Origin of the sequence: Phaeobacter sp. NW0010-22 (assembly GCF_040365955.1) — a bacterium.
GTDB lineage: Bacteria > Pseudomonadota > Alphaproteobacteria > Rhodobacterales > Rhodobacteraceae > OMPR01.
Map to the genome: position 1 here is coordinate 871,792 of NZ_BAABWT010000001.1, position 26,828 is coordinate 898,619.

Consider the following 26,828-nt stretch of genomic DNA (forward strand, 5'->3'; position numbering starts at 1 on the left):
ATGAATATGGCTGTGAATCCGGACCGCTTTCGCGGCCCGGCCAAAGTGCGTTCCGATGGGTCAACCCCAACTGCAATTCTGGAACAAATGAACAAGGCTTTTGAATCCTTCAAAGCCAACACAAACAAGGAGCTGGAAGACCTGAAAGCTGGAAAGGCAGATGTCGTCCAGACTGAAAAGGTCGATCGGATCAACTCCGAGGTGACGGATCTGCAAAAGGCACTGGATGAAACCAATGCGACGCTTGCGGCCCTACGGGTTGGCGGCGGTGGCACTGATACGGTGGCGGCAGAAGTGGCGGAACATTCCAAGGTGTTCAATTCCTGGTTCCGCAAAGGGGATCGGGCCATCGATGCGGACCTGAACGAATTGGAGGTCAATGCGGGGCTGACGACTGTTTCAGATCCGGATGGTGGTTTTCTTGTGCCTGAGCAGGTTTCAGGGGAGATTGATCGCGTTGTTGGCACCGTTTCGGTCATGCGTGATGTATCCAACGTGATGCAGATCGAAGGCAATGCTTACGAAAAGCTGATCAACATGGGCGGCACGAAATCCGGCTGGGTTGATGAGAAGGATGAGCGTCCTGAGACCGGGGGGCCAACCTTGCAAAAGATCGTGGTCAACCTGATGGAACTTTACGCCAATCCAGCGGCAACTCAACGGATGTTGGATGATGCCCGTTTGGATATTGCGGCGTGGCTGGCGGATGAGGTGTCGGTGGAGTTCGCCGAGCAAGAAGGGGCCGCATACATTAAAGGGAATGGGGTTAACAAGCCGCGCGGGATCCTTGGGTATGACACGGTTGCCAATGCGGATTACAAATGGGGCAAAGTTGGTTTCATCAAGTCTGGTAAGGCAAACGGATTCCTTGCACCGACCGCAGAAGACAGCCCCGCAGATGCTCTGATCAGCACTTACTTTGGCCTGAAACAGGCCTACCGGAACGGGGCAAGCTGGTTGATGTCTGATGCCACGATGGAAGCGGCGCGCAAGTTCAAAAATGCCGAGGGTGATTTCATCTTTGCGTTGCCAACGGCAGCCGCAGAGTTGCCCACCATTCTGAACAAGCCAGTGCGCACAGATGACAACATGGATGCGGTTGGGGCCGGGAAGTTCCCGATTGCCTTTGGTAATTTCCAGCGTGGCTACCTGATCGTGGACAAGTTCGGCGTCCGTGTTCTACGCGATCCCTTCTCGAAAAAGCCGTATGTGCATTTCTACACCACCAAGCGCACGGGCGGCGGGATCGTGAATTTCGAAGCCATCAAGCTGCTGAAAATCGCAGCCTGATTGGCATCTATTGACCCGTAGGGGTTCACTTGGACGCGGGGCAGAGATTGCTCCGCGTCCTTTTCTTTTTGTTGAGGACACCATCATGAAAGACCTTCATTCAAACATCGGCGTGGTTCTGGCGCTGGCTCCGGTGGTATTGACTGCAAGTGCCGCGAGCGCTGCAGTGGATCTGCAGGGCTTTGCCAGCTCTGAGTTTATCATCACAACTGGGGTTGTTGCTGGCGCGGGTGATTTCACCGCAACGGTTCAACATTCTGACACTACAACCGGGGGTGATTTTGAGGATGTAGAGGCCGAGGATTTGCTGGGTGAGCTGCCCGCAACCCTGTTGGCCGATGGCGTGTATAAAATCGGTTACACCGGCTCAAAACGTTACCTGCGGATCAATCTGACCAAGAACGGGGGCACATCCATTTCAACAAGTGTGGCGATGGTCAAAGGGCATCCTGAGAGCGCACCGGTTGACTAAGTGAATGGGCAAAGTGCGGGGCGGCATCTTAGTGCCGTCCTTTCTATAAGGATCGGGGGATAGATGAAAAAGTCAGCACCTCAGTTGCACACGGCTCCTATGGGCGAACTCATTTCGCTTGATGTGGTGAAGGATGCCGTTTCGTTTCCTTCAGATGAGCCCGACACTTTGCTGCAGGGCGTCGTCACGGGGGCGATCGAGTATCTGGATGGCTACAGCGGGGTTTTGGGCCGGTGTCTGATGACGCAGACGTGGGAACAGCGGTTTACCGGGTTTGAACGTCAGATCCGCTTACCGTTCATCACAGTTTCAAGTGCCGAGATCAGCTATGTGGACAGCTCTGGTCTGTCTCAAAATGTAGAGACAAACCTCTATGAGGTCGCGCAGGATGCGCGTGGTTCATACGTGAGGTTTCGTTCGGGGTTTAAGTTTCCAAGTCTTGATGATCAAGATTTTCCGGTGCAGATCCGGATGGTTTCGGGTTACGGCACGGCGGCGGATGTTCCTTGGCTCATCAAAGTGGCGGTGCTGGCAATCGTGAATGCCTGCTTTGACGATGAACCTGGTGAATGGTGTGACTTGCCCCCGGTACGCAGCGCTATGACCCAATTCCGAAGGGTGGTCTTGTGAGGTTTCGGCGTCTTCGTGATCATGTGGCCTTTGATCGCCCCGCCCAAAACCCCGATGGATCCGGTGGGGCTGTGGATGGTTGGGCAGAGCAATACACCTGCAAAGCTGAATTCATCTATTCACGCGGATCCGAAACGGTGGATGCAGCGCGATTGCAGGGGCGATCGATCTACAAGGTGAAAATCCGCCAAAGCCCCAGTGCGCGCTCAATCACCTCGGACTTTCGAATGCGTGATCTCAATCGGGACACGGAATACAATCTGCGCGAGGTGGACGCGATCACAGATAAGGATTGGGTCTATATCGTAGCCGAAAGCGGGGTCGCGGTATGAGCGTAGCTGTAGAGCTGCAGACGCTGATCTTTGAAACTCTTGTCGCAGATGCCGATGTGGGGGTCTTGATCGGGGACCGAATTTACGATGGCCCGCCTGTGGATCGCGAATTCCCCTGTGTCACCTTTGGTCCGGATGACAGCACATTTGATGAGTTGCGCGAGATCAGTACCCGGACAGAAACAGTGCAGTTGGACGTCTGGTCGCGCGATGGCGCGCGCCTGCGGCCTTGCAAGCAGATCTGTGACGCCATCAAAGCCGCGCTGCATCATGCGGACTTGTCGTTGATTACGCATGCTCTGGTCACGATTGAGATTGAAGGCATGCGGGCGTTTATGGATCGTGATGGGCGAACAGCTCATGGTGTCGTTACTGTTCAGGCGCAGATTGAAGAACGCTGATGGTTCAAGGTCTAGACAGGTTCAACCGGCGCTGGCAGGCGATTCCCAAGAATGCGCGGATTAATGTGCGCGCGGCTATGGAAGACGCTGCGACTGATATTGTCGAGGAAATGGCAAGCCGTGCACCCTATCTGGAGGGCGAGCTGCAAGCCTCGATCGGCTGGACCTGGGGCGAAGCCCCAAAGGGGTCATTGACGATCGGATCTGTTGGCGGGACCAATTACGGAGCCTTGCGTATCACGATTTACGTGGGAGGTGGTGATGCGTTTCACGCCCGGTTTCAAGAGTTTGGAACGGCAAACATGCCCGCTAATCCGTTCTTCTTTCCCGTTTGGCGCGCGCGGCGAAAGCGCGTGAAGGGCCAGATTTCGCGCGCTCTTAGTAAATCAATTAGGGATGGGTAGTGGGAAGACCGTTTTGGGAGAAAATTTCACCACATGCGGGGGTGGTTAATGCCCTAAAGCGGTCTTGGCCATATTCTTGATTACAAACTTCGATGAGGGCCAGTAGATAATCTCTTCTGCGGCTTGCTTTCTTGCGCGCGATTTCAGCGGCACTGTTTTTTCGTTTTGCGTCCATCTCAGCAGAAACAAAGCGGTTTCCAATAAACTCAAACTTGCTTCCATAAACTGAACTCAAGCAAAGCGCCCCTTTGGTTTGGTTTTCTTGTCCCAGATGAAACTGGGATCTCGATAAAAGTTCTGAAGCGTGCCTTTTTCCATCTTTCCCTTCGTCGAGCTCACGGACGCAATCCCTGATTAGATCGCCGTGCCTTAGTTGAGAAATGTTGAGATCTTGAGCGAGGCCGGATGTCGCGAGGACGGATATAGAGGCGGCGAAAACTAAACGCATGGAAAACTCCAAAAATACTAACTGTCCCGCATCATTGCGGGTTCAACAAACTGCCGCAAGAGCGGGCGTCTTTCCACCGACTATAGGAGAATAAATGATGGCGGAACCTAAACTGACAACACGGCTTGTCATCCAACTGGGCAACGGTGAAGACCCGGAGATTTTTGGGCACACCTGCGGGGCCAATAGTTGGGGTGTCACGCTGACGAACAACCTGGGTGATAACGTCGTGCTTGATTGCGCGAATCCGCTGGATACGGCTGCAGCCATTGTGCGTCATCTTGAAAGCCAAGACACCAGCGCCACGATCAGCGGCACGGTCGCCAAGGGCGCATCCTTTGAAACATGGCGTATGTGGGCGGATGGGGGCACTCAGAAGACCATCAAATTATTCATCGATGAACCTGCAGAAGACAAAGGCGGCTTCTGGACCCTTCCTGCATTTCTGCAGCAATATGAACTGACCAAACAAAACACCAAGACCGTCGAATTCTCGGCGACGATTTCCGGCGCCGGTCGCCGGATCTGGACGGACGCGGCCTAATGGTCGAGGTGGTTGCAGAGTGGGCTGGAACGGATCGTCTGTTCCAGCTTGTTTTCGGGGGCGTGCTGGATCTTGAGGAAGCGACCGGGGATGGCATCGGTTCGATTTTCATTCAAGTGACTGGCGGTCAGTTCAAAGCCAAACATGTTTTCCACACCATTCGGCTAGGATTGATCGGTGGTGGGATGTCGATTCTCGATACCAAGCGCTTGATGGATACTCACTTTGACACGCGGCCCTATATGGAAAACGCCGCGCTTGCTGGGCGCATTCTGGCGGATCTGATGGTGGGGGTTGAGGACACCAAAGCCTCTGAGGGGGACGTCGATCAGGGCGCGCTTGAACCTCATAAGTTCTCGGAGGTGTCGCAGATCTGTCGGGTGTTCAATCTGTCGCCGCTGGATCTGCGCAAGCTGCGCTATGCCGATTTTGTCAACATGGTGCGGGGGTTCAACGCCGCGTCCGACAAGAAAGCGCCACACCTGAGCGAAGATGAGTTCATCGACATTCTGAACCGCTATGAGCCGGAGGTGACGCAATAATGGCGCAATCCGTTGAAGACACGCTGTTGGTCCGTATGGAGGCCAGTTTGCGCAAATTCGAGCGGCAAATGGAAGGGGGGCGAAAGGCGGCGGTGCGTTCGGCTGTCGGATCCGAAAAGGCGTGGGCAAAGGCTGGGAATCAGATCTCGGCCAACGCCAACCGCGCGGCCACTGGTCTTGGACGTATGACCCAAGTCAGTGGGCGCGGTACTTTCGTGATCCAAAACACCGCCAACCAGATCGGCGATATGGCAGTGCAGATTGGCGGCGGAACAACTGCCATGAAGGCAATGGGTCAACAGTTTCCGCAATTGCTTGGAGGCTTCGGGGCCTTGGGTGGCACCTTGGGGATCCTTGGCCCGATTCTGGGCACTGTCGCGGCACTTGGGTTCCCTCTGGCCGCAACACTGCTGAACATAGGCGGTGCTGCAGATACGTTGGACGACAAGTTGAAAGCGCTGGCCGAGAGTGTTGTTGCGCTGAAATCTGCGGATGGCTTGGCGTCGACATCTGCGATTGATCTGGTGCGCGATTATGGCGATCTGGCGGAAGAAGCGCAGGCGGTTTTTGAGATCAATCGCGAGATTGCGGCCTTCAAAGCCGGGGGCGCGTTGGACAAGGCCGCGCGGGGCATCGCCGGGGAATTGGGTGTTGAGGGTGTTTTCGGATTTGGCCCGGAAGAAATCCGAGAGCTTGAGGTCTCAATCGCTCAAGTTGAGGGGAAACTGGCAGAGCTGAACGCCTCAAGCCCTTCGCAAATGTCAGATCAAGAGTTCGCCGGTATCCTCGCGGAGATTGATAGTCTGGAGAGCAATCTGGACAAGCTGAAGAGCGTTAGCAGAAATGTGGACGATCTAGCTGAGAGTTTTGGTATCACCAAAGACGCAGCGCGCGAAGTGGTCGCGCAATTCGCCGCGATTGGGCAGGCAGAAGGCCCAAGGGAACAGGCGCAGGCCATGAGCGATCTCGTGGACTATATTCATGGGGCATCCGGTGGGCTTTCTGAGGCAGAAGAGGAAGGATCGAACCTTTATGATCGCCTGCGCGAAGCGACGATTAAGGCGTTGGAGCTGGCAAAGGTCGACGTTGCCAGCAATATCGGTGCCGGTGCAGATCAGGCAGAGCGGTTAAAGGCTGAACTGGCTGCGGCACTCGCTTTGCAAAACAGAATTAATGAACAAGGCAGCAAAGTTTACAGTGGGCGGGGTGGCGATCCGCGCAAGGTCGGCACTGATGATTACACGCGAGAGCAAGGTTATGAAGACGTTGATGCGCTGATCAAGCGCTACACTGTCAAAACCAAGACCCGAGGCGGATCTGGCGGACGTTCAAGCGCAAATAAGGGTCTTCAACAGGCGCAACGCCTCTTTGATGGCACCCGAACAGAGGCGGAAAAATACGCCATCGAATTGGAGCGCATCGAAGAGCTGCATCGCCGGTTCCCGCAGGTGGTCACCTCTGAGGTGCGCGATCGCGCGGTAGAGGCCCTGAGCGATATCGGCAGCGCTGCTGAACGTCTTGAGCAGGGGTTCGAAGATGCTTTTGTGGCCTTGGTGACGGGGGCAGGGAGTGGACAAGATGCGGTCAAGGCTCTGATGGCGGATCTTGCCCGCATGGCCGCGCAATCCGCGTTCAAAGGCCTGTTCAAAGGCGTGTTGGGTGGTGGCTCTGGCGGCGGGATTCTGGGTGATCTGTTTGCAGGCTTTTTTGATGATGGCGGCATGATCCCAGCGGGGAAAGTCGGGATTGCCGGTGAACGCGGGCCTGAACTGGTGCGCGGGCCTGCTGTTGTGACCTCGCGCGTAGACACGGCCAAAATCCTTGGCAGCGGTGGCGGTGGGGTTGGCCAATCCCAAGGGGCACAGGTCCATGTGTCAGTGAGCGTTGATGAGAGCGGCAACCTGGTGCCTGTGATCCAACAGGTGAGCGGACAGGTTGCGGCGCGGGCAGTGGCGGTGGGCGCGGTGCAACAGGATCGCAAAACTGCAGGCAATATTCAGAACTACTCGGCGCGCAGGGGTTAACATGATCCGGCCAATAATCACCATTCCGCAGAGCTTTCTGCGACACTTGAAAGTGAACTGGGAAATCGATTGGCGCGGGCAATCTCTGGGCGCCAATACGGCGGGATACACACAGACCGTTTACAATCAGTTTCCGCGCTGGTTCGGGGCGTCCGAGATCTTGCTGAAAGGGCAAGAAATTGCGCAATGGCGCGCGATCCGTGCCAAGGCGCAGGGGCGTGTCGGGATGTATCAGGTGCCCTTGTGTGACCCTGTTGGCTATACCGGATCGCGGTTTGGTGGGGGCTTGAAGTTCTCGACCGGGTTCAAGTTCTCGACTGGCAAAGGGTTCGCCTATGAGCCGTTCTGCAAAGCTGCGCGCGCGGCCAAAGCTGGCGCGACGGAGCTGCGGGTGTCTTCGAGCGTGACGCCAAATGTGGGTCAAATCATGAGCCATAATTATTGGCCCTTTGTGGTGACGGAGGTTATCGAAATCACCCCCGGCATTTTTGATCTCGGGGTGCAGATGCCTTTGCGGGAAGCGATCAGCGCAGAGAGGGAAATCAACCTGCAAGCCACCGGGCTGTTTGAAGCGGTGGAGGATGGGATGGGGCAGATCACCTATGATGCCTCGCGCGTTGTGTCCGTGCGCCTGTCGCTGCGGGAAGTGTTGAACCGATGAGCTTTTTCCCGTCTGGATATGGCCCGTCTGGGGATGTTTTTGCCGCGCTTGACCTTTGTGAGATTGATACACCGGATGGCCGGATGCGTTTCATTATTGGAACGGACGGGGTGTTCAGGGATACCGAAGGCCGGGTCTGGTATGGGACGCAACTGGCGAGTGTTTCCAGCCTCGCCAGCGCGTTGGATGGTCAGGCCCCTGAAGGTTCTTTGAACCTTGCATATTTCCAAGATCCCAATGCGCCCGATCTGATCGCACAAATCAAAGAGCTGGGTCTGGACTATATCAAAGGGCGCTCGATCACCTTCTATGTCCAGCCGCTCAACTCTTTCTCGGAATTCTATGCGCCGCAAACACCCCCGATACGTTGGATGGAACGGGTGATGCGGACTTTGGTTTTTACCGCAAACGGGGCGCAGGACCGATCGGCATCATTGGGGTTTGAAGCTTGGAGCGAGAATCGGCGCGGGGCAGGGCGTGTGGTTCTGAACACGCGCGGTCATGCCAAGATGATCGGCGCAGACAACCCATCGCTGGAATTCATGCCCACCAGTGATTTTGAAGAGCAAAAGCTGTTCGGATGACCCCGCTTTATCAAGAGCTGCACCGATGGTCGGCGCTGCCGTTCATCTGGGGCGAAAGTGATTGCATGTTGTGCCTCGCGGATTGGGTGCAGCGGGTGCGCGGTGTCGATCCTGCGGCACATATCCGGGGCACCTATGACAGTCGGGGCGGGTGCCAGCGCGAAACCGGGTTCCTGCGGGATCCTGTGGCTGCAGTTGAGGGATGTCTCGGCACGATTGGCGGTCTGGAGCGGGTCGGAGATCCCCGGACAGGCGATGTTGCCGTGATCATGGTGCGTGATGCTGAGGGGCGGGTGTCGCCCTGTGGTGCGGTCTGGTTGGGAACAGCGTGGGGCTTCAAAGGACCGCATAGCACAACGACGCTGCATCCTCGCGCCGTTCAAGAGGTTCTCGCAATTTGGAGCGTTGACTATGAGACGTAGTTTGCTGGCCTTGGCCTTCCTGGGAACAACGGCTTTGACGCCAGCTCCGGTTAGTGCTGCGCCTGTTGTGGCTTTTGTGGCAGGATCGATCGGGGTTGCTTCGGGAACAGCTCTGGCGGCGTCAGCGGCCTATGCCTCGGGCGCGGCTTTTGCTGCGACTGCGGTGGGCAGTTTTGTGGTCAAAACGATTGTTGCGGTTGGGCTTTCGGCGCTGGCTTCGTCTTTGGCTCCAAAGCCGTCTTTGCCGCCGCCAGCGGCCCGCATGGTAAATTTTGCGCAGCCGGTCAGCTACGCGGAATTTGTCTATGGCCGTACCCGCAAGGGCGGTCCGTTGGGCTTTACCGGGTTCCAGAATGGGCGGCGTTATTATGTGCCGATCTTGGCCGCGCATCCGATCGAGGGGGTTTTCGAGCATTGGCTCGATGAGCGCACAGTGACCCTAAGCGGAGAAGCGGATCCGGATGTGAGCAACGTGGCAACCGCGCCGATCGCGGGCTACGGGCGGGTGGATCTTTTCGAAGGAGGATCCGACCAGTCAGCCAACACGGGACTTGTGTCTGCCTTTGAAGAGATCACCAACGCGCATGACTTTAGGGGGTTGTCGGGTGCCGTGATTTGGGCAGCGCGCCCGCCCCAGAATGCCTTTACTGAAATCTATCCGGGTGGTCGCCAATGGGCCTATGCCCCGGTGATCGATGGCAAGAACAACATCTTTGACCCGCGCAGTGGTGCGCGCGGTTACACGAACAACGCGGCGCTGGTGATTGCTGATTGGGTGGTGAGCATCCTAGGGCGTGGTGTCGATTGGGATGAGGTCGCCGATGAGGCCGATGTGTGTGATCAGGTGGTCACAAACGCGGATGGCGGCACACAAAAGCGTTGGACGTTGAACGGAACCCTGTCTGACGATCAAACCTATGAAGATCAGCGCGCGCAGCTTGCCGCGGCTTGTGATGCATTCATTTATGAACGGACGGACGGCAAGGTTGGCTTCACGGTTGGGCGGTGGATCGAGCCTGATCTTATCCTGGACGATGCTGATTTCTTTGCGTTGGAACTGTCGCAGGGTCAGTGGGGCGCAGACGCGCCGGATGAGATTTCCGCCGTCTATTCAGAACCTGAAAACAGTTGGCGCGAAACGCCCTCGGGCACATGGGTCGAAGAAGAAAAACCCCTGCCGGTGCGCGATGAGCCGCAGCTCTACATGATCAATTCCCACAACCAAGCGGCGCGGGTGATCAAGCGGATCGTCAAAACCAAGCGGGCGCAATATCAGATCCGGGCCACCATCGGCATCAAAGGCTATGAGATCCTTGGTGGTCGCGGCAAGGGGCGGGCAAATCGGTTTGTGCGGGTTGTGCACAAGGGTCTTGGCATCGATCAGTTTTTTGAGATTGGCGAGTTGGTGCGCGAGGATGCAATGACGTTCACCTTGGTTGCCAACAGCGTGAAAAAGCTGGATTTTGGGTTTGATGCCGCAAGCGAGGAACCTAAGCGACCCTCTTTTGAGAGCGTGACAAGCGATGGCAGCGTGAATGTGCCGGCTAACTTTACCGGGGCGGCTCAGGATGGCGGATCGCTGCTGTTTATCTGGGCCGATCAGGACGCTGCTTTTCGTCAGGAAGTCAGGTATCGCGAGACGGGAACCCCGTATTGGGTCGGCGTATCCACGACGCAAAGCACGGATCGGATATTGGTGGGGGGCCTCAAGGATGGGGTCGCGTATCAGGCACAGATCCGCAATGTGTCGGCTGCGGGCACGGCCTCGGCCTGGAGCCCAGATCCGCCGATCGAGGTAGGTGTTATCACAGACTCTGTTGCACCGGGGGATCTGAGTGGATTCAACTTGGTGGAACAGTCCGGCAATGTGGTGCTGAGTTGGCTTGCTGCAAATGACGGCCATTACTTTGGCGCGCGCATTTATCGGGCCTCGGGCAGCACCGCGTTTGCGGATGCGATTTTGATACATACCGAATACGGCGTTCCCGGTGATGGCGATGATCATGTGGATCCGCAGCCGGGTTACGCGATCTTTTCTTATTGGGCAGAGCCGATCAACGGCAGTGGTGTGGCTGGCACCCGTATCGGCCCGATCTCTGTCGAACTTTCAATTCCCGGTCCATAAATAATCGAGGCAGTCATGGCACCAAGATCAACGCTCGCCACGTGGCGCGGCTCTCCCCCATCGGATTCACATGAGCCAATCCCAACGGAAATCGTGAAGCACATTGAAGGGATTGAATCCCGCAACCCCAACGCGGTGGGCCTTTATGAATTCGAGCCGGAGGCGGACCTGACCTATGCGCTTGGAGCGCAAGGTTACATTCGCACCGGGGGCACAAATGATTATGCCACCCTGCGCGCGGCTGACGCCTATGCGGCGGCTGAGGGAAAGGCTCTTCGGATCACAGGCAAGATCTTTGTGAAGACATTCAGCATGCATCGCGGTGACGGGGCATCCAAGAGTTTTGTGGTGGAAACGGATACCTCAACACCAAGCGAGGTATTGCTCTACCTTGTCGATCGCGCAACCGGCTTGCTGAGTAAGATCACCAGCGATTACAGCATCGAAAGCGGCACAGTGACTTATCCGGTTTCTGCACCCGCGATGGCGTCCACACATGAGCTTTATGTCTTTGTGCAGTTTCGACCAAAGGCGGAATGGATTTGCGACGAAAACACGTTTCTCTGGTTTGAACACGGCGCGCTTGAAAGTGCGATCTGGTATCGATCGTCTAAGCGGGGGATCTGGGGCTATCCAAAGATTGTGAACCAATACAATCGGGCCTTTTCAGATAATGCGCCCAAAATCGAATTGCCCGCAAACATGGGTCACATCGGTAATACGCTGATGATTGGCTATGACTATCTGACAACCGAAAAGCATGAGCCGGTGCGCAACAATAGGTTCGAGGTGCTGGTTGCGCGCGCTGACAATACGCCGTCACAGCCCAGTTATAGTAGCTATACATGCAACCTGTTCGGCTGGACTGAAAACAATGACGTCAAGATCGGTGTGCATGGCACCGGAACCGTGGATATGGGGGCCTTTGTGCAAGAGCACTGGGCGGGCATGATCGAAGATGACGGGCTTGTGTTTGGCGTGGATGATTTGGTGGTTGCCGAGCCGTTGGAAACCTACCGGCCTTGGCGCAACGACATCAAATATGTCTCCAAGCTGACCGGGCATGACATCAAATACAGTTACATCGGATCTGCCATGAACGGCGGTTCGCTTGATGGTGTTGATGCCGAAGGTGTCGATGGCATGATCCTGTTTGTGGGCGATGAAGTGGGCAATAAACTGGTTGCAGAACAGGCGGGCGTGACCGGAGAACGCAAGAAATTTGGGTTTGTTCGGATGTTGGCGGCCGCACCAGAGGGCACCGATCCAGTTGTTCTGATCACCGGGCGCGGGACGGACAAGCAGCAAGATTTTCCGGGCACGTCCAGTGATTTGATCCGGCAGGCAGAAAACGCGATCGACTTTGCCGGGTTCCACATTGAAAGCGACGGGGCAGAGCGCACGGGCATCCAACTCTTTGGGGTCGTGGGGCGTATCGATCTGGGGGATCTGCACGTAACGGGGTGCCGCAAAGGGGCCGTTGAAAACGAATATAGCAATGCCGAGGTGATCTATCGCATGCGGGGCGGTGATAGCATTCTACGTCAGGAGTTCGGCAAGGGGGTGCGCATCCTTGAGGCCAACGTGGATCTCGGCACCGTGAAACAACCGAATGGCGATGGGATCGCCAAGCTGGGGTGGGATGCCAACAACGCGCTGATCTATGTGTTTGGGGAGGTATTCCAAACCACCACTGCTGCGCTGGTCAGTGATGGGGCGGAACAGACAACGATCGTTGCTGTTGCCAAGGAGATCAAGGTGGGGGATCCGGTCGAAATCGGGGGGGCCAAAGTGATCGCAACGGCGTTTTTGGACAATGGCGCGACGGAGCTGCACCACACGCCAATATCACTTGATGGGGATCTCGCCCCAGGCGCACAGGTGAAGGTTGACCAGCGCGCGCGGGTTGATGAATGCCGGGTCACGGGGGCGTCCTCGGAATATGGCGTGTATGTCGATGGCGGGGATGTGTTCAAGCTCGACTTAAGCGATTTAAAGTGGACAGGACGATATGCCTTGTGGCTGACGGATGATGCCACCGCGCATATGGTTGGCACCATGCCTTTAGGGGCTGGTCGGGTTGATAGCGACGATTGTTACACCGCGCGGGTTGATCCTGGGTGTCATGTGAATTGCCAAGGCATGATCATTCCCAAACCGGACACAAACAGGGTGTCTCATCATTTTCTCTTGTCACGTGAGAATGCAAATGGCCCTTGGGGAACGCTGACCTGTGTCGGGTGCATGATCGAGGATGTCACCACGCTTGCATTGGCCGTCAATCTGCATGAGCAGGTGACCTTGTTTGGGTGTTATGATTTTGACGGAAACCCCCTGCCAAACCGAATTGTTCCCGGTTCCTGGACCCCGGTTTTGAAATTTGCAGGCGACGAAGACGCAACACTCACAATCAACGACGCCACTTATAGTTTGGTGGATCCGGATTTGGTGCGGGTCACTGGGGATATTACCATTCTGGACAAGGACGCCAACGGGACGCCGGGATCAACCGCGGCGCTGAGTATCACAGGTTTGCCCTATGGGGATTCCGCGGAATACTCGATCGGGTGGGGGGCCATTATCAGCGGCGGGGTATCTGTGCCGGATGAGTTCATGGCGCGCCTGACCGGCGGCGATACAATCTATCTGAGTTATCAGGGCGCGGCTGGCACGGAAAAGATCGAGGCGTCGAATGTGGCGGACGGAACGCGAATTGCGTTTCAGATCACCTATCGCCGGGGATAACCGGAACGTCCGTTTTAGGGTTTGGCCGGTATGGCCGCAGACCGTTTGATCTAGGGAAACCATTCATGAAATTCGAAATCATTGGCTCCGCTGCAGCGGGGTTTTTTAGCGTGGCAGGGGCTTGGTTGGTCGGCTACGGATCGTCGTGGGAGGCCGTGGTTGTTGCTCTGATCGGAGCCACTTTGGCCGTGATCGAGGGCGAGGGCAGGCGGGTTGGAGCAGTTGTTGGGATATTCCTCTTTAACTTGATGATTGGGGCGCTTGGGGGGCCTGTGGTCGCGCAGCGCATTCGCCTTGCCTATGAAATTGAGCATCCCGCCTTGGTGCTGCTGCTGGCGTTTCTGGTGGCCTATGTCGCCCATGATCTGTTCCGGTCCAGTCGTGAAATCCTGATGAACAGGTGGCGCAAGATGTTGGGGGGATCCACGAAATGAGACGTCGATTGCGCAAATTCCTGCGCTCAACGACCTGGCGGCGCACACGCGTTGCTCTGTCGATCGTCGTTTGGCTGGCCATCTTTTGGGCAATCAAGCGCCCCTGATTGCCACACCACCACAAACCAAAGTCACCACACAGCCCCGCATGCGGGGCTTTTTGCATTGGAGAAACATCATGCGAACCAACTATCCCCAGATTCAAGCGTGGGTCGGGCTGTCAGAGGGGGGCTATGTGAATCATCCCCGCGACCCCGGCGGGGCAACCGACCGGGGCATCACGCAACGCACCTTTGATGCGTGGAACCGTAAACAAGGGAAACCCAAGCGCCCGGTGCGTGGGATCACCAAGCACGTGGCCGAACAGATTATCGAGTTTCAATATCTCGATGCGGTGCGCGCGGCGGATCTGCCTAGCGGTCTGGATTACGCAATGGCCGATTACGCGGTGAACTCCGGGCCGGGACGGGCCGCGAAAGATTTGCAGCGCACCTTGGGTGTTGCGGCTGATGGTGTGATTGGGGTTCAGACTTTGGCCGCAGTGGCAAAGGTCGACACCGCAGATGTAATCCAGCGCCTGTGTCAACGCCGCATGCGGTTCCTGCGCGGCCTGAAACACTGGACCACCTTTAAAGGCGGCTGGACCCGGCGCGTCATGGGCGATCAACCGGGCGTCCAGATCCGCGATATCGGGGTGATTGATCGCGCCGTGCGGTTGGCGCGCGATGCAGCGGCCATTCCATCCCCCGTCGCAGTGACGCCCGGCAAAGCGTTGGAGCCAAACCCCTCAAATTCTCAACCCACGGACCCAGAACCAACGGTCCAAATTTCCACGAAAGGAAAACCTATGAACGAAGTGAAAAGCTTTCTGGCGTCAAAGACGATCTGGGGCGCGGTGATTGCCGTTGCGCCAACAGTGCTTGGCCTGCTGGGCTTGAACGTGACCGGGGCGGATGCCGCAGAGGCCGTGCAGCATGTGAATGCGATCATCACGGCAGCGGGTGGCCTGCTGGTTGTCTATGGGCGTGTAAAGGCGACCAAAGCTATCGGCAAATAAGCTGTGCGGAAGTTTGCACCTCAGCCTTTCGGGTGAGGTGTAGGTTGTTTTGGGCAGGGATCGGAGAATGTTGAAATGCAGCTTTGCGCAGGTAGCGATCTTTGCAAAGTTGTGTCGCTCGCACGCTACAGGTGCAAATCACTCTGCACCGCCGCATGAAAAGCGGACATTCTCCGAACATTGCGCCGCGATTTCGACTTGGAGGTCGCCTATGCGGGACAAAACGGCACTTACAAGTTCAGGGCGTGATCAATACTTCGCCTTCAATTTCCATAGCGAACCCAAGCGGCAATCCGGACACGCCGATTGCAGAGCGTGCGTGACGACCAACGTCTTTGCCGAACACGTCAATTACAAGGTCGCTAAATCCATTCACTACAACATGTTGCTCCGAATAGCTTGGCGCAGACGTCACCATTCCAAAGACGCGGACCCATCCCACTATTCGCGACAATTCTCCAATTTCTGCCTTAAGGTTCGCTAACACGCTCAGCGCCACTTCGCGGGCTTCCACATATCCTTGATCTGTGGTGATGTCGGCTCCGACAACTCCAAAGGGACCAGCAATACTACCATCCATCGCACTTTTAGGGTGTCCCGAAAAAAGCACCCGGTCACCTCTGATGTTCACGAACTCGAAGGGTAAGCGTAAGCCCTCCGGCAGCTTAGTCGGTTGCGGCAATTTCAGGCCCAATTGTTCCAATCTGCTTTCAGGTGTCGGCATACATTGTCCTCAGTTCAATGGTTACTCCGATAGGCTAAACCACATGAGGATGATTGTCTTCATTGGGCTCTAAGCGGCCAGCCGACAAGTTCAGTCAGGCAAAAGGATACTTTCTTGGCTTGGATGTCGGGTGTGCGGGACAAATCGGCTATTCATCTACGCGCGTTAAGTGACCGCTTCGCGGAAGCCACCAGCAGAAACCGTTCTGGAAATGCTGCGTGGAATACCACGGGCTACGCCTCCCATGACATTGACTGACACAAAGGGTTTGGCACCATCACATCAGAGAACCAACCCAATCGATGAATTGGTCGGCAAGGTGGTGCCGTGGCCCTTTGGGCAATACGGCATAATACGTCAGCATGGCTTTTCTTGGTGTTTCAATTTCAACGAGATTATCACCTTTTAAGACCTCCTGCGCGATCTGCGCGTTGAACAACGTCGCACCGAGACCCTGCCGTGTGGCCTCAAGAAGCAGGTTCGGACTGCCGATCCTGACGCGCTCGATCTTGTCTACCTGTATACCACAATCCCGCATCATTTCGAATTTGACGCTCATCCCATCATGCCAAAGCCACGGAATTTTGTGGAGGTCATTCCCTGCTATTTCAGCGACTTCAGGAGCGCAAACAGCAGTGATTGGCACATCAGCGATGCGCAAAATATCGGTTCCGGGCCAATCTGGAGTGTCCTTCTGCGGAAAGGCGCGGATGGCGAGATCATATCCGTCTTGTACAACATCAACGAAATCCCGACTGGGCGATAGGGATATTTCGGCGCCGGGGTTCTTTCGCCAGAACTCGGATAACCTTGGAACAATTAGTTTGTCCGCCAAATAAGGAGAGGTCGTCACGCGAAGACCTTTCCGAAGGGTCGCTTCGCGCAAAGCTGCGATCTCATCGCCGATTGTCTGGAATGCGGATGACAGGCCATTGGCCAGGCCTTTGCCTTGTTCGGTTAGTCTGATGTGTCGGCCTTGGCGGATGGTCAACCGAACACCAAGCTCTGCCTCCAAGGCGCGCACTTGCTGGGCGATTGCAGCATCAGTCACATTCAGCGCACGCGCAGCTTTGGCAAAACCGCCATGTGTAGCCGTTGCATCGAATGCTTTTAGTGCAGTCAGCGAAGGCAGCGTTTTCCAATCATAAGACATGATAGTAAATCTAATGTCTTGAAAAGCTATTTGTCTATTCCGAACCAGCGACTTGCCTATATTCGTTGTCGTGCAGCAACCTAACGGCATTCGGATATGGCACCATGAACCTGCTACTTACTGAAACAGAAAAGACCACGAGCGTGACAGAGCGATCAACACCCCAAGAATACCAATATGCATTTCAGAGCTTTGACATGCTTTCTGAGGTTCCCATGGATGAGGTGAAGGCTATCGTTCTGGAGCATTCGGAAGTCATGCATGGCCGATTGATGCAAATCGGTCAGTTCGATAACGACCCCAAGGCACATGTTGCGGCGTTCATGGAAAAGATAGAAGGTATCATTCCTCCCAATGGTCGTTTTTACATGGTTCGCGATGAGCTGGGAGCGGGCATTGGCTTTGGGGCCATACGTAAACTCGACGACACAAGTGTCGAAATGAAGCACCTTTATGTCCGCGATGATCATCGCGGCAGCGGCTTAGGCCGTCGTTTGGTTGAACGTCGGTTAGAGGACGCGCGCGCAATGGGGGCAAAAACCGTTTTTGCCGACACAATCGGCGCGTTTCCCGAGATGCCGACGCTTTACCAGAGCCTGGGGTTCGAACGAATGGACCCGCCAGTGACGAGCGGAACCCTTAACGCATCACCAGGTATCGCCGAGTGCCTTATCTTCTTTCGAAAAGACCTATAACTGAGAACCGAAGTTATCTCCCCAGACGGAGAGCCGCCGTTCACGCAGCATGCAGCATCGGTTGTTCTGGGCTCACTGCCGACATTGTGTACAAAAAGCTTCGTTTGAAAGCTTGAATGTCCGTTTTCGGGAAATCGAGGCGCAATTTTTGCAAGAGCAGCGACTAGAGCCGAACTCGCTTCACACTGGTCACTTCGGGCTGTCCAGGCACACTTGTCAAAGCTCATGAAACAGGCGGGTGTACTTGGTAGCCGTACTGGACCAATCGGCGTCGCGCGCGCTTCAGCTCATCCTCAGTGAAAAGATCGTGCCACTCGGGCGTTTCGAGCACCATTGCTTCGACTGTCAAATCAAGGCGCCCGAGCTCATAAAGCGCTGTGTAGCCATCGCTAGGTTTAGCTGAGTTGATCAGCGCTTTGGCGGTCGGTAAACCGCCACGATCAGAGATCATCCCTAGAAAGACTGTGGCGGTGTATCCCACTTCGTTCTTCGCGCGTTGGTAAATGTTGAACATCGCTTGATCAAATGTCATGCAGCATCTTTCTGCTTATGAAATGTCTTCATGGGTTAATACCGCAAGTACTGATCAAATTAAGTAGAAAGCTTGAGTATTGACGTTGCGTTGTGCCCAGCACCAACGGCAGCTTCAGTCAGTTCAAGGATCTGCTTTTTCGCGGATTGCTTTTGCCAATTGGTCTGCTTCCACCATAAGGCTGAAGATCTGGTCACGTACTTGTAGAAACTTGCCCAGTTCCTCGGGCGCGTTACTCTGTATGACTTCGTAGTCATCCGGAACTGGATTGGCATGAAGGAACCTTTCCATTCGACAAACGCGTTGATCTTTGTCTTCGGCATTGAGGGTTTGCAAAAAGGCCCTCCAGTGCTTCTTCCCCTTACGCTCATTACAAGTTCTACAGCATGGAACCAGGTTGCGAATGCGATGCCCGTGGCCAGAGAATTCACCGTTCACAACCCGGTTGAAAACATGATCCCATGTTGCAGCTGCTTTCCCGCAATAGACGCAGTCGAGATCCTGAGTCGGATCTTGATCGAGGTCACTAATTGCCCTTGCGACTTCGGCTTCCGAGTATTTATCGTGAGGCGCAAGAGCTGATGCGAAGGCGTTGGAAAATGTGCTCTTTCGACTTTGAATTGTGTTCGGCTTCAAATACTTCTTAATGCTGGACGTTTTCATCTCAACCTCCCAAGCTATTTACAGAGCCCGTATCGAGCGATGCTTCTTCGTGCAGCAGCACCATGTTCCCATCAAGGTTGAAACGTGCGCCAAAAGCAACCGAAGACGCGCCTCTGCTGGTACACAAGAACTCTACCTAGACTGAAGGTCTGCTTTGGGCTGCGAGCGGACGCCTGACAGTTCCGCCAGCCAACTCACACTGGCGGGGCGGATCGAGCGGCAGCAATGCGCAATAGCGACCTTTGCAAAGTCTGACCAACTTCCCCAGAGCCGCCATTCAGGCGGCCTCCTGAGTTGATCGCTTCGAACCCAAAGGCGTTCATGTTGCAATGGGAATGAAGAGCAGCAACAAATCAGGGTGCAAACATCAAGGTTGCGAGGATCGGTACGTTTTGACCACGCGACATTCTGATGTCACGCAGCGCCTGTCGCTCTACCGCTACCGGGAAAACCAGTACTTTTCTTGGCCTTTTTTGTTTGCAAATTCAGGCGATGGTCAACGCCCTGAATTGTTTTTAGCGATGTTGCAAAGTAGATCAACGTGCCGATCCAACCAATCTGCGTCCAGCACCTCGTGGCGTATGAGTTTTCGGAAATATGGTGCTGCGATTGCCACCTCTATCAGCTGTTCAACCGGAACTTCATCGTTGATCTCACCGCGGTCGATTGCAGCTAAGAAGACAGTTTCAACACTTGCGAACCTGTCTTTCATGAATTCCGTGATCACCAGTCGCGCTTCTTCATCGGTGGACGCAGCTGCGACCACCTGAGGCGCGATTTGGCCCCATGGCGTGTCATTCAACGCGCCCATCAGTACACCGAGCAACCAGCGCAAGTCAGAGCGAAGCGGGCCATCGGTTTTGGGAGGAATGTTCGGTGGGGTCGCGATGCGCCTGAACGCGGCGTCTCGCAAGCTTCGGGCATCGGGCCAGTGCCTGTAGAGCGTGCTGCGCGAAATGCCTGTCGCTTTTGAAACTGCGTTGTGCGTCACGTGCAACACGCCTTCATCCACCAAGATTTTTTGCGCAGCATCAAGTGCAGTCTGCCGTGTAGCGATCAGTCTTGGATCTTCCTTCAAGCGCCCCTCCTATAGAACACATTGTTGCGCTACAGAACATTCTGTTCTATAAATATGATCGGGCACAAGAGCTAATGCCCAAACCATTCTACCAACACATCTTATCTGAATTGGGAGGGTATCAATGTTTAAAACAGCGGCAACCGGACTGGTGGTTTTTTTGTCGATGGGTGCCTCTGCGGCATTGGCCGACAGTGGCACCTACGAACTGGACCCCGGACATAGCCAGGTGATGTTTAGCTATAATCACATCGGGTATTCAGAGACATTTGGTATGTTCTCGGGCTTTAACGGAGAGATTGAGTTCAACGAAGATGACCCCTCGGCGTCGTCAGTCACAGTTTCAATGCCGGTCAGATCCATGATCACGGGCTGGGACGCTCGCATGCAACACTTTATGTCCGACGACTTTTTTGGCGCGAACGACGGTGATGTGGTCACATTTGCCTCAACAAGCATCGAAGTGACCGGGACTAATACTGCAAAAATTTCCGGCGACCTGACCATGAATGACATCACCAAGCCTGTCATTCTGGAAACGACACTCAACAAATCAGCAACATACCCGTTTGGCCCCAAGGAGGGCACGCCGACTTTGGGGCTTTCAGCCAGGGCGACCATCGTGCGCTCAGACTTCGGGCTTGGGGCGTTTGCACCCGCCGTGAGCGACGAAATCAAGCTGTTAATCAATATCGAAGCTTTGAAGGTTGATTGACATATTGCGAGGGCGTCGGCGTAGCGCCGAGCGCCCTTTCCCAGCTTCTGAAAGGCTGCCAACGAAATGAATTCTTTCCTTAAAACACTGATGATCACTGCGGTGGCAGCACTGATGTGCCCTGTGGCTTTTGCCCAAGAGCACAGCCTGCCGGAACGCAAATCTCCTCGTCCCGAAACAACAACCGGAGTGCCCCATATCCAGATAGGCGTAGAAATTGACGCCGATCTGGCCGATTTGTTGCTGGAGCGTGTTGCACAATTCCCTAGGGTCAAGCTTGGCCCGACGCGTGTATCACTGCCTGGCGCGATTGGCTTTCAGCTTGACCGTGACATGGCGTTATCTCAACCGGGCTCTGTTGTCGGTGGCTTTGAGTTTGCGCATATGCATCCCGATGGCAGCCTGCATGCTTCGCTGGCCCCCTCTTTGGCGCAAAAGGCGATTGAGGCCGGATGGGCCGTGGCACATCCTTGGGCCAATCAGCGTCCCGGGTGGGGTGGCTTTGTCATGATCTATACACCGACCACACCAGAAGAACTGAGTGTCGTCATCAATCTGGTCGAAAGTTCGTACATTTTCATAACCGGCAACACCTTGGGCTAAACGCGTATTTCTACGTAAGCGCAGGGTGATCCCTGCTTCCTGTCAGAGGGCTGTTTCAGCCACTTTGCATTTACGCGGTCCATTTTTTTCCTACATTCTTTCCGTTGCAAAGCGCTCGGAGCGTGCGTTCAAGCCGTTAGCAGCAATTGTAGCTCCCGAACCGCGCAATTGAATCTACAAAACGTAGTGGTGAATGTCCGGTTCGGGCTGCGAGCGAACGCCTGACAGTTTCCACCAGCCAACTCACTCTGGCGGGACGGATCGAGCGGCCGCAATGCGCAGAAAGCGGAGTTTGCAAAGTTCAGCGAAGGGCCCATTCCTGCCGTTCACCAACCGGTCAAGATGCTGCAGTTGCAGCCCGCGAAGCAGACGTTCACAGCTTTGCCTTCGTCAAGCCGATCTCACCTTTCCCCGGACCCACGTTATGAACAAGCCAGCATCGGGGAGCAGGTCGTCTGGTAGACAAATCTAATCTGTACCGTGCTCAGAATTTAGAACACTAAGCCTTGGTCCAAGTTTGGGGGACTGGCCTGTGGGTAGCGGAGATGTCAATGCATCTTCTTTGGCGGCACTGCTTGATGTCGTCGACATTTTTTTGATTTTTTCGATCTCATTCAGAATGTAGCGACAGGCGCCTTCGACCGTTTCAAGCTCCGATATCAGTTCAATGACGACCGCTTTGTTCTTGCTGCCATTTAGAGCGCTGTGTGCGTCATCCAATACAAATGACAGCAAGTTGCCATTAAACTCTATGTTGGAGACACCGTTGAAATAAACTCTGCTCATTGCGCTTTTCGCTTCACCAGTTTTTCAGGGCGTCTTTCTAGCGCCGTTTCAAACAACGAGAAGGTGTTCGACATGTATTTTGGGGTTGAGGTGATCCCCTTCCTGAACTCGTCCAGTTCTTTGGTGTACTCAAGCTCATGCAGACTGATTTTGCTCCGAAGGGCATTTGTTTCAAAGTAAAGATAGCACAAATCATTGCCTCTTCGCAGCTTCAAGTCTGTGTCCAGATCTGTCCACTCGAAGGCCCAATTCAAGGTGCGGGGCCAGATGCTGATCGGCAATCGACCACCAATAAAGAGACCGGGCCAAGACGCTGAACTCGCACTCATATATGGTGCCAGCATCGTCATGTAGCATGGTTCATCACACAGGAAGAAATAGGGTACACGGATCTGAATGACGGGTGATGACGGAGACCGCCATAGCTTTGGCTCCATCAGATACACAAACCGAGAAACTAGATCGTAATCGATACGTGTCCCCTCATCAACAACATGAAGGTCGTAGCCATCACCATTTTTCAGGCATCTTAGGCGAATATCAAACGGATTCTTGATTGCGAAATAATCCCGTTCTAATTCATTAATTGCAGGACAGGCTTGAACAGCACGCCCCGAAAGTGGTTTATGTCTCTGTCGAAATAGAGGGGTTGGCTCTGCAAAGACAAACTTTGCTTGAGGTTCGTCGACATACCACCCTACATCGACTTTACTGGGTCTAAAGTCCTCAATTTTCAATTGCAGTAGACCGTATTGCCATAAGAGGTGCACGATGTTCCATCACTGCCGTATGCGGTGTTACCCCATTGCGTAACGCTGAAACCATCGTTGCCGTATGCGGTGTTACCCCATTGTGTGGCGCTAGACCCATCATTACCGTAGGCGGTATTACCCCACTGTGTTGAGCTGAAGCCATCATTACCGTAGGTGGTATTACCCCATTGTGTGGAGCTGAAGCCATCACTGCCATAGGTGCTGTTACCCCAGGTGGTGTATGATTGTGCACTCACAGCGCTGACGGATGCTACAGAAGCGACAGCCACGAGTGACACAGACATCAGTAATTTGGTGGACATGTTGTTTCTCGCGTAAATATAGGAAGGGTTATGCTATTTCGGCGCACCGCGAAACGCAAGCCGAAACACTCTAAGTAGAAGACCCTCTTCAATATAAACTAGCCGCAATACATGTATATATGCTGCGTTGTCACGCTAACCAGCAAGCCAACTTTACGGTTTCCAAGCATCTTGGCGCCACTGTACATGAGCACTAGATTGCCCTAGCTTCAAGCTTGGAAGCTCGGCGCAGCCGAGCGCGTTGATCAGACGTTCCTTGATTGTTCGGGCGAACTGGTGGGCAGGCTCGGCCTCAAGCTGCACGAAAGACGCTTGGTATCGCGCAAAATGCTGGTTAGGTTTTTTCTTACACGCTCACGGAGCAGACCGAAACGGCTTACGTCGAAGGTCTTGCCTTGCGAGACCTCAACCTTGATGAATGAGGGTTTTGTGTTCTGAGCTGTGTGGTAGACTTTGCAAAGCCAGCTTTCTGCACAAAGCGCCATTGTTGCGCAGCGCAGCATGTAGGTTTAGGGCAACCAAAGTTTGAATGGCCGCTTTTTCCAACTCGAAGCACCATCTGCGCAGATGCAGCGAATTCACACTTTCCGCCCAGAGTGTCGAAGCGCCATGTCCGCTTTGGGCTGTCAGCGGACAAGCAGGTTTTCTATGTTTTGGATGAATTCGCCTCAACGGATTTTTTAGTTGCAATATTTGGGTATCTTTCCCCTAAAAGGGCCAGCATTTGTCTGTGCCCTGACATAGGTGCCTTGCTTGTCATACCGCTCACAGCGTCCGCACACCCCTTGCGAAATCAGTTCCTCCCCGAGATCTTGCCCAGTGGCTAACTGGCACCGGCCAATCTTCCTATCGTAAGATTTTTGACCGGATAGGGAGCATGATACCCGTTGACCCGCTACTAGCGTACGCATGGTGGCGGTTGCCTGTTTCCCCATTGGCGTGCCGAGCTCATCACAGGTTACGCCGTTCAGACGGATAGGAACGTCTGCCACCTCGATAGTATCTCCGTCGCGCACGTGGGTTACTGGGCCGATGACCTGACTATCTGTAATAGTTGGGGTAGGTGCATTGGGTTGGCAACCAGCTCCTATGAGACAGGTCAGGACGGTTAGGGAAAATTGGCGCATTCGAATCTCCGGATAGGGGAGGGGTGGCGGGGAAAGTCAGCTGTGTTATACCGCAGATCAATTATAGAACAATTGTGGAACATTTGATGGAGCAACGCGGTGCAACCGCCCTTGCGCAGGTATCCACGCATTTGATCTGGGCTTACTGTGGCTGCGGCTATGCCGCCCCGATAGAGGTCGCACGTTTGCTTGAGTTGCCCAATCCCCCTGAGACGGTTGGGGATGTAGTCAGGCGCGCAAAGTGTCGCCAATGCGGAGTCGTTGGAGTGAGCGATTTCCGACTCGTTTGGCGGTGTGCTTCTGACAAAGTGGGTAATCAGTGACGATGTAGCACGGATTGCGAGTTATCAGGTGTTCGATGCTTGGAGGGCAGGGGTTTTGAAAGCTATGAAAAGCTCTTGAATGATACTTTGTATTTTTACTAATTGGCGGTCACGGGACATGTTCAAGCCTTTACTGACAGGGCAGTTTTGAATCCCCATATTATTTCCAGAATCGAACACCTATCGAAGAATTATAATTCTTGATGATGACCATCCAAGCCCTTGCTTTTTCTTTAAGAAAACTCGATCAGTGGGGTTGATATTAATTCAATTGGAGACCAAATTTTGCCGACAATTATTTCGACCAATACAACATGGACGACCGGACAAACGATCACTTTAACAGATGACGTCCAAATCGCAGCAGGGGCAACTCTCACCGTAGAAGCCGGTGCTGTGATAGAGGGAAACGGGTATTCGATCGTTTCTTTCGGGACATTAAGTGCTTCCGGGATAGGGGCAGCACAAACGGTATTCAATCAAGTTCGCTTCGAATTCGGCTACTACTCTGCCACACCCAGTCGTATCGAGATCAGCAATGCAGTGCTGAATGGCGGGGCTTTTTTACCAGTCGGTGACGCGGGATATGGCAACACGGGATCCTTTTCGCTGACCGACAATCTGATCAGTGGCGGTGGGGGATCCAATATATGGTTCCCGACGTCCGATAGCGTGATTTCAGGCAACATATTTTTCAACTCAGCGGGGCTGAGCCTCGCCACTAGTTCATCGGCAGTAACTATTGAAAACAATGCGTTTATTGGAGCTAGCAGCGCTTTACTTGGTTCAGCTATAATCGTAGCGTATTCTGGCGATAGATTAGAAGTTTCTGGGAACACCTTCTGGAACGATATCCCGGCACTTGAAGTTACCTCCCGGTATGGTGGCAACGCGACAATTACGGCAAACGGGAATTATTTTGGAACCACCGACTTAGCTGCTGTTGATGACTTGATCCTTGATCAGAACGACGATTTATCTCGCCCAAGCGTGATCGATTATGGCAAACCGGCTACTGGCCCCAATAAAGTAGTCATCCAGGCGTTGATAGCAGCGGGTGGAGACGTTGCGACGGCACTTGCGTCTCGAGGTATCGTTCTGGGCACATCGGTAGACGATACGCTCGTTGGCACCTCAGAAGCCGATATGATTATTGGTTCAGAGGGCAACGACACGCTAGATGGCGGGCTCGGTGCGGATACTTTGCTGGGTGGATCGGGTGATGATTTGATCACCTTTAGCTCCGTCTCGATTCTTCATCCGTCATCCACTGACACGGGATTGATTGATGGCGGTGACGGCACCGATGTGCTCGATCTGCGTAATGTGTCTCCAGCCTCGGCGAGATTGATCAGGAACGAAGACGCTTCTTTCTCGTTTGGAGTTTCAATAGGTACCCAGAAGTTTGCGGTAGCTGGTATCGAAACGATTTTGTTTGGAAGCGTCGATAACCATATAACGACTAGCTATGCTGGAAGTATCACAATCGATTCTGGGGCTGGCCACGACAATATTTCTGTGTCGCTTGACGATGGTGATATGCAAAACATCTACGGCGGAGCCGGAGACGATATTTACTGGATTAGCGGTTTGTTTGGTGGGGCAGGGGGCGGCGTACTTGACAGTGGTTCAGGATCGAACACACTAAAGACTAACATTAGTTTCATAGTTGATCTAGCTGCTGGTACAGCCGTATCGGGTGGTGCGAGCTTTACGGTAGCCAATTTCAACAGTGTTAAGGCTGCCGCTTGGAAGGGTTATTTGACTAGTGTTTATGGGGACTCTGGGAATAATTCCTTTTCTGTCAATGACTTGTTTAGTGATGGTTCTGTCGGCGTATATTTCGATGGTCGCGGCGGGAATGACATCCTAAGCGGTAGCGCAGGTAATGACACACTTATCGGGGGAGCAGGAGCAGACCTCCTTGCAGGCGGAGCAGGAATTGATTTAGCGTCCTATGTAACTTCTGTTGGAGGCATCACAGTTCGACTTGACGGAACAGGAAGTACGGGCGATGCGCTGGGGGATACCTTTGAAAGTATTGAAAACTTAACCGGGTCTGACCATGACGATATCTTAGTAGGTAGCTCGTTCGCGAATGCACTGGAAGGCGGCAGCGGCAACGACACATTGATCGGGGGCGCTGGCGCGGATGATCTGAATGGTGGGTTTGGGCTTGATACCGCCAGCTATGCCGCAGCACTTGGTAGGGTGAACCTGGATCTGCGCACGCGCGGCA

The 26,828-nt window shown here is 54.3% G+C and carries 29 protein-coding genes; 20 read left to right on the plus strand and 9 right to left on the minus strand.

Going from position 1 to position 26,828, the window contains the following annotated elements; all coding sequences use genetic code 11:
* The 6 genes from ABWV33_RS04045 to ABWV33_RS04070 all read left to right on the plus strand — a co-directional run bounded on the left by ABWV33_RS04045 (nucleotide 1) and on the right by ABWV33_RS04070 (nucleotide 3,529).
* On the plus strand, nucleotides 1–1,290 hold the full coding sequence (locus tag ABWV33_RS04045) for a phage major capsid protein (RefSeq protein ID WP_353329191.1): 1,290 nt from the start codon (nucleotides 1–3) through the stop codon (nucleotides 1,288–1,290).
* Nucleotides 1,291–1,375: 85 nt separating this feature from the next.
* Nucleotides 1,376–1,762, plus strand: coding sequence for a hypothetical protein (locus ABWV33_RS04050; RefSeq protein WP_353329192.1), 387 nt, complete (start codon nucleotides 1,376–1,378; stop codon nucleotides 1,760–1,762).
* Between the two features lie 63 nt (nucleotides 1,763–1,825).
* Nucleotides 1,826–2,392, plus strand: coding sequence for a head-tail connector protein (locus tag ABWV33_RS04055; RefSeq protein ID WP_353329193.1), 567 nt, complete (start codon nucleotides 1,826–1,828; stop codon nucleotides 2,390–2,392).
* Complete coding sequence (locus ABWV33_RS04060) at nucleotides 2,389–2,724, plus strand: phage head completion protein (RefSeq protein ID WP_353329194.1); 336 nt, start codon at nucleotides 2,389–2,391, stop codon at nucleotides 2,722–2,724. Before ABWV33_RS04055 ends, ABWV33_RS04060 begins: the two co-directional genes overlap by 4 nt.
* Nucleotides 2,721–3,125 (plus strand): DUF3168 domain-containing protein, encoded by a 405-nt coding sequence (locus ABWV33_RS04065; protein WP_353329195.1) that lies wholly within the window; start codon nucleotides 2,721–2,723, stop codon nucleotides 3,123–3,125. The genes ABWV33_RS04060 and ABWV33_RS04065 overlap by 4 nt, the downstream gene beginning before the upstream one ends.
* Nucleotides 3,125–3,529, plus strand: coding sequence for an HK97-gp10 family putative phage morphogenesis protein (locus tag ABWV33_RS04070; RefSeq protein WP_353329196.1), 405 nt, complete (start codon nucleotides 3,125–3,127; stop codon nucleotides 3,527–3,529). The genes ABWV33_RS04065 and ABWV33_RS04070 overlap by 1 nt, the downstream gene beginning before the upstream one ends.
* Here ABWV33_RS04070 and ABWV33_RS04075 read toward each other — a convergent pair.
* A complete protein-coding gene (locus ABWV33_RS04075; RefSeq protein ID WP_353329197.1) occupies nucleotides 3,516–3,977 on the minus strand; it encodes a hypothetical protein in 462 nt (153 codons plus the stop codon). The two genes, ABWV33_RS04070 and ABWV33_RS04075, sit on opposite strands and share 14 nt — an antisense overlap.
* Before the next feature lie 97 nt (nucleotides 3,978–4,074).
* Between ABWV33_RS04075 and ABWV33_RS04080 the strand changes: the two genes are divergently transcribed.
* The 10 genes from ABWV33_RS04080 to ABWV33_RS04125 all read left to right on the plus strand — a co-directional run bounded on the left by ABWV33_RS04080 (nucleotide 4,075) and on the right by ABWV33_RS04125 (nucleotide 15,115).
* A complete protein-coding gene (locus ABWV33_RS04080) occupies nucleotides 4,075–4,521 on the plus strand; it encodes a hypothetical protein (protein ID WP_353329198.1) in 447 nt (148 codons plus the stop codon).
* Entirely contained in the window at nucleotides 4,521–5,063 is a 543-nt protein-coding gene (locus ABWV33_RS04085; protein WP_353329199.1) for a gene transfer agent family protein, read from the plus strand. Before ABWV33_RS04080 ends, ABWV33_RS04085 begins: the two co-directional genes overlap by 1 nt.
* Nucleotides 5,063–7,087, plus strand: coding sequence for a hypothetical protein (locus ABWV33_RS04090; RefSeq protein WP_353329200.1), 2,025 nt, complete (start codon nucleotides 5,063–5,065; stop codon nucleotides 7,085–7,087). Before ABWV33_RS04085 ends, ABWV33_RS04090 begins: the two co-directional genes overlap by 1 nt.
* A gap of 1 nt (nucleotide 7,088) precedes the next feature.
* Nucleotides 7,089–7,748, plus strand: coding sequence for a hypothetical protein (locus ABWV33_RS04095; RefSeq protein WP_353329201.1), 660 nt, complete (start codon nucleotides 7,089–7,091; stop codon nucleotides 7,746–7,748).
* Nucleotides 7,745–8,332 (plus strand): hypothetical protein, encoded by a 588-nt coding sequence (locus ABWV33_RS04100; RefSeq protein ID WP_353329202.1) that lies wholly within the window; start codon nucleotides 7,745–7,747, stop codon nucleotides 8,330–8,332. The genes ABWV33_RS04095 and ABWV33_RS04100 overlap by 4 nt, the downstream gene beginning before the upstream one ends.
* Nucleotides 8,329–8,754, plus strand: coding sequence for a DUF6950 family protein (locus ABWV33_RS04105; RefSeq protein WP_353329203.1), 426 nt, complete (start codon nucleotides 8,329–8,331; stop codon nucleotides 8,752–8,754). The genes ABWV33_RS04100 and ABWV33_RS04105 overlap by 4 nt, the downstream gene beginning before the upstream one ends.
* Nucleotides 8,744–10,879 carry a phage tail protein gene (locus tag ABWV33_RS04110; protein ID WP_353329204.1) on the plus strand — a complete coding sequence of 712 codons (2,136 nt, stop codon included), beginning with the start codon at nucleotides 8,744–8,746 and terminating at the stop codon, nucleotides 10,877–10,879. Before ABWV33_RS04105 ends, ABWV33_RS04110 begins: the two co-directional genes overlap by 11 nt.
* A gap of 15 nt (nucleotides 10,880–10,894) precedes the next feature.
* Nucleotides 10,895–13,624, plus strand: coding sequence for a hypothetical protein (locus ABWV33_RS04115; RefSeq protein WP_353329205.1), 2,730 nt, complete (start codon nucleotides 10,895–10,897; stop codon nucleotides 13,622–13,624).
* Nucleotides 13,625–13,689: 65 nt separating this feature from the next.
* Nucleotides 13,690–14,058 carry a hypothetical protein gene (locus ABWV33_RS04120; protein WP_353329206.1) on the plus strand — a complete coding sequence of 123 codons (369 nt, stop codon included), beginning with the start codon at nucleotides 13,690–13,692 and terminating at the stop codon, nucleotides 14,056–14,058.
* Between the two features lie 178 nt (nucleotides 14,059–14,236).
* Nucleotides 14,237–15,115, plus strand: a complete 879-nt coding sequence (locus ABWV33_RS04125) for a glycoside hydrolase family 108 protein (RefSeq protein WP_353329207.1) — start codon at nucleotides 14,237–14,239, stop codon at nucleotides 15,113–15,115.
* Between the two features lie 238 nt (nucleotides 15,116–15,353).
* Here ABWV33_RS04125 and ABWV33_RS04130 read toward each other — a convergent pair whose 3' ends face one another.
* Nucleotides 15,354–15,839: a RidA family protein gene (locus tag ABWV33_RS04130; protein WP_353329208.1), complete on the minus strand. Its 486-nt coding sequence runs from the start codon at nucleotides 15,837–15,839 to the stop codon at nucleotides 15,354–15,356.
* Between the two features lie 277 nt (nucleotides 15,840–16,116).
* Complete coding sequence (locus ABWV33_RS04135) at nucleotides 16,117–16,992, minus strand: LysR substrate-binding domain-containing protein (RefSeq protein WP_353329209.1); 876 nt, start codon at nucleotides 16,990–16,992, stop codon at nucleotides 16,117–16,119.
* A 104-nt stretch (nucleotides 16,993–17,096) separates the two neighbouring features.
* Here ABWV33_RS04135 and ABWV33_RS04140 point away from each other — a divergent pair, with 104 nt between their 5' ends.
* Nucleotides 17,097–17,687, plus strand: a complete 591-nt coding sequence (locus ABWV33_RS04140) for a GNAT family N-acetyltransferase (RefSeq protein WP_353329210.1) — start codon at nucleotides 17,097–17,099, stop codon at nucleotides 17,685–17,687.
* A gap of 223 nt (nucleotides 17,688–17,910) precedes the next feature.
* Here the strand turns inward: ABWV33_RS04140 and ABWV33_RS04145 are convergent, their stop codons facing one another.
* The 3 genes from ABWV33_RS04145 to ABWV33_RS04155 all read right to left on the minus strand — a co-directional run bounded on the left by ABWV33_RS04145 (nucleotide 17,911) and on the right by ABWV33_RS04155 (nucleotide 19,960).
* Nucleotides 17,911–18,219 (minus strand): hypothetical protein, encoded by a 309-nt coding sequence (locus tag ABWV33_RS04145; protein WP_353329211.1) that lies wholly within the window; start codon nucleotides 18,217–18,219, stop codon nucleotides 17,911–17,913.
* 123 nt (nucleotides 18,220–18,342) lie between these two features.
* Complete coding sequence (locus ABWV33_RS04150) at nucleotides 18,343–18,882, minus strand: HNH endonuclease (protein WP_353329212.1); 540 nt, start codon at nucleotides 18,880–18,882, stop codon at nucleotides 18,343–18,345.
* A gap of 496 nt (nucleotides 18,883–19,378) precedes the next feature.
* Entirely contained in the window at nucleotides 19,379–19,960 is a 582-nt protein-coding gene (locus tag ABWV33_RS04155) for a TetR/AcrR family transcriptional regulator (protein WP_353329213.1), read from the minus strand.
* A gap of 124 nt (nucleotides 19,961–20,084) precedes the next feature.
* On the opposite strand from ABWV33_RS04155, the gene ABWV33_RS04160 reads away from it, so the two are divergent.
* Both ABWV33_RS04160 and ABWV33_RS04165 read left to right on the plus strand, forming a co-directional pair.
* Nucleotides 20,085–20,675 carry a YceI family protein gene (locus ABWV33_RS04160; protein ID WP_353329214.1) on the plus strand — a complete coding sequence of 197 codons (591 nt, stop codon included), beginning with the start codon at nucleotides 20,085–20,087 and terminating at the stop codon, nucleotides 20,673–20,675.
* Nucleotides 20,676–20,741: 66 nt separating this feature from the next.
* Nucleotides 20,742–21,278, plus strand: coding sequence for a luciferase domain-containing protein (locus ABWV33_RS04165; protein WP_353329215.1), 537 nt, complete (start codon nucleotides 20,742–20,744; stop codon nucleotides 21,276–21,278).
* Between the two features lie 468 nt (nucleotides 21,279–21,746).
* On the opposite strand, the gene ABWV33_RS04170 is transcribed toward ABWV33_RS04165, so the two are convergent.
* The 3 genes from ABWV33_RS04170 to ABWV33_RS04180 all read right to left on the minus strand — a co-directional run bounded on the left by ABWV33_RS04170 (nucleotide 21,747) and on the right by ABWV33_RS04180 (nucleotide 24,266).
* A complete protein-coding gene (locus tag ABWV33_RS04170) occupies nucleotides 21,747–22,064 on the minus strand; it encodes a hypothetical protein (protein WP_353329216.1) in 318 nt (105 codons plus the stop codon).
* Nucleotides 22,061–22,801 carry a hypothetical protein gene (locus tag ABWV33_RS04175; protein WP_353329217.1) on the minus strand — a complete coding sequence of 247 codons (741 nt, stop codon included), beginning with the start codon at nucleotides 22,799–22,801 and terminating at the stop codon, nucleotides 22,061–22,063. Before ABWV33_RS04175 ends, ABWV33_RS04170 begins: the two co-directional genes overlap by 4 nt.
* Before the next feature lie 1,018 nt (nucleotides 22,802–23,819).
* A complete protein-coding gene (locus ABWV33_RS04180) occupies nucleotides 23,820–24,266 on the minus strand; it encodes a thermonuclease family protein (protein ID WP_353329218.1) in 447 nt (148 codons plus the stop codon).
* A 608-nt stretch (nucleotides 24,267–24,874) separates the two neighbouring features.
* Between ABWV33_RS04180 and ABWV33_RS04185 the strand changes: the two genes are divergently transcribed.
* Nucleotides 24,875–26,828: beta strand repeat-containing protein (locus tag ABWV33_RS04185; protein ID WP_353329219.1), on the plus strand; the 1,954-nt coding region annotated here is incomplete at its 3' end.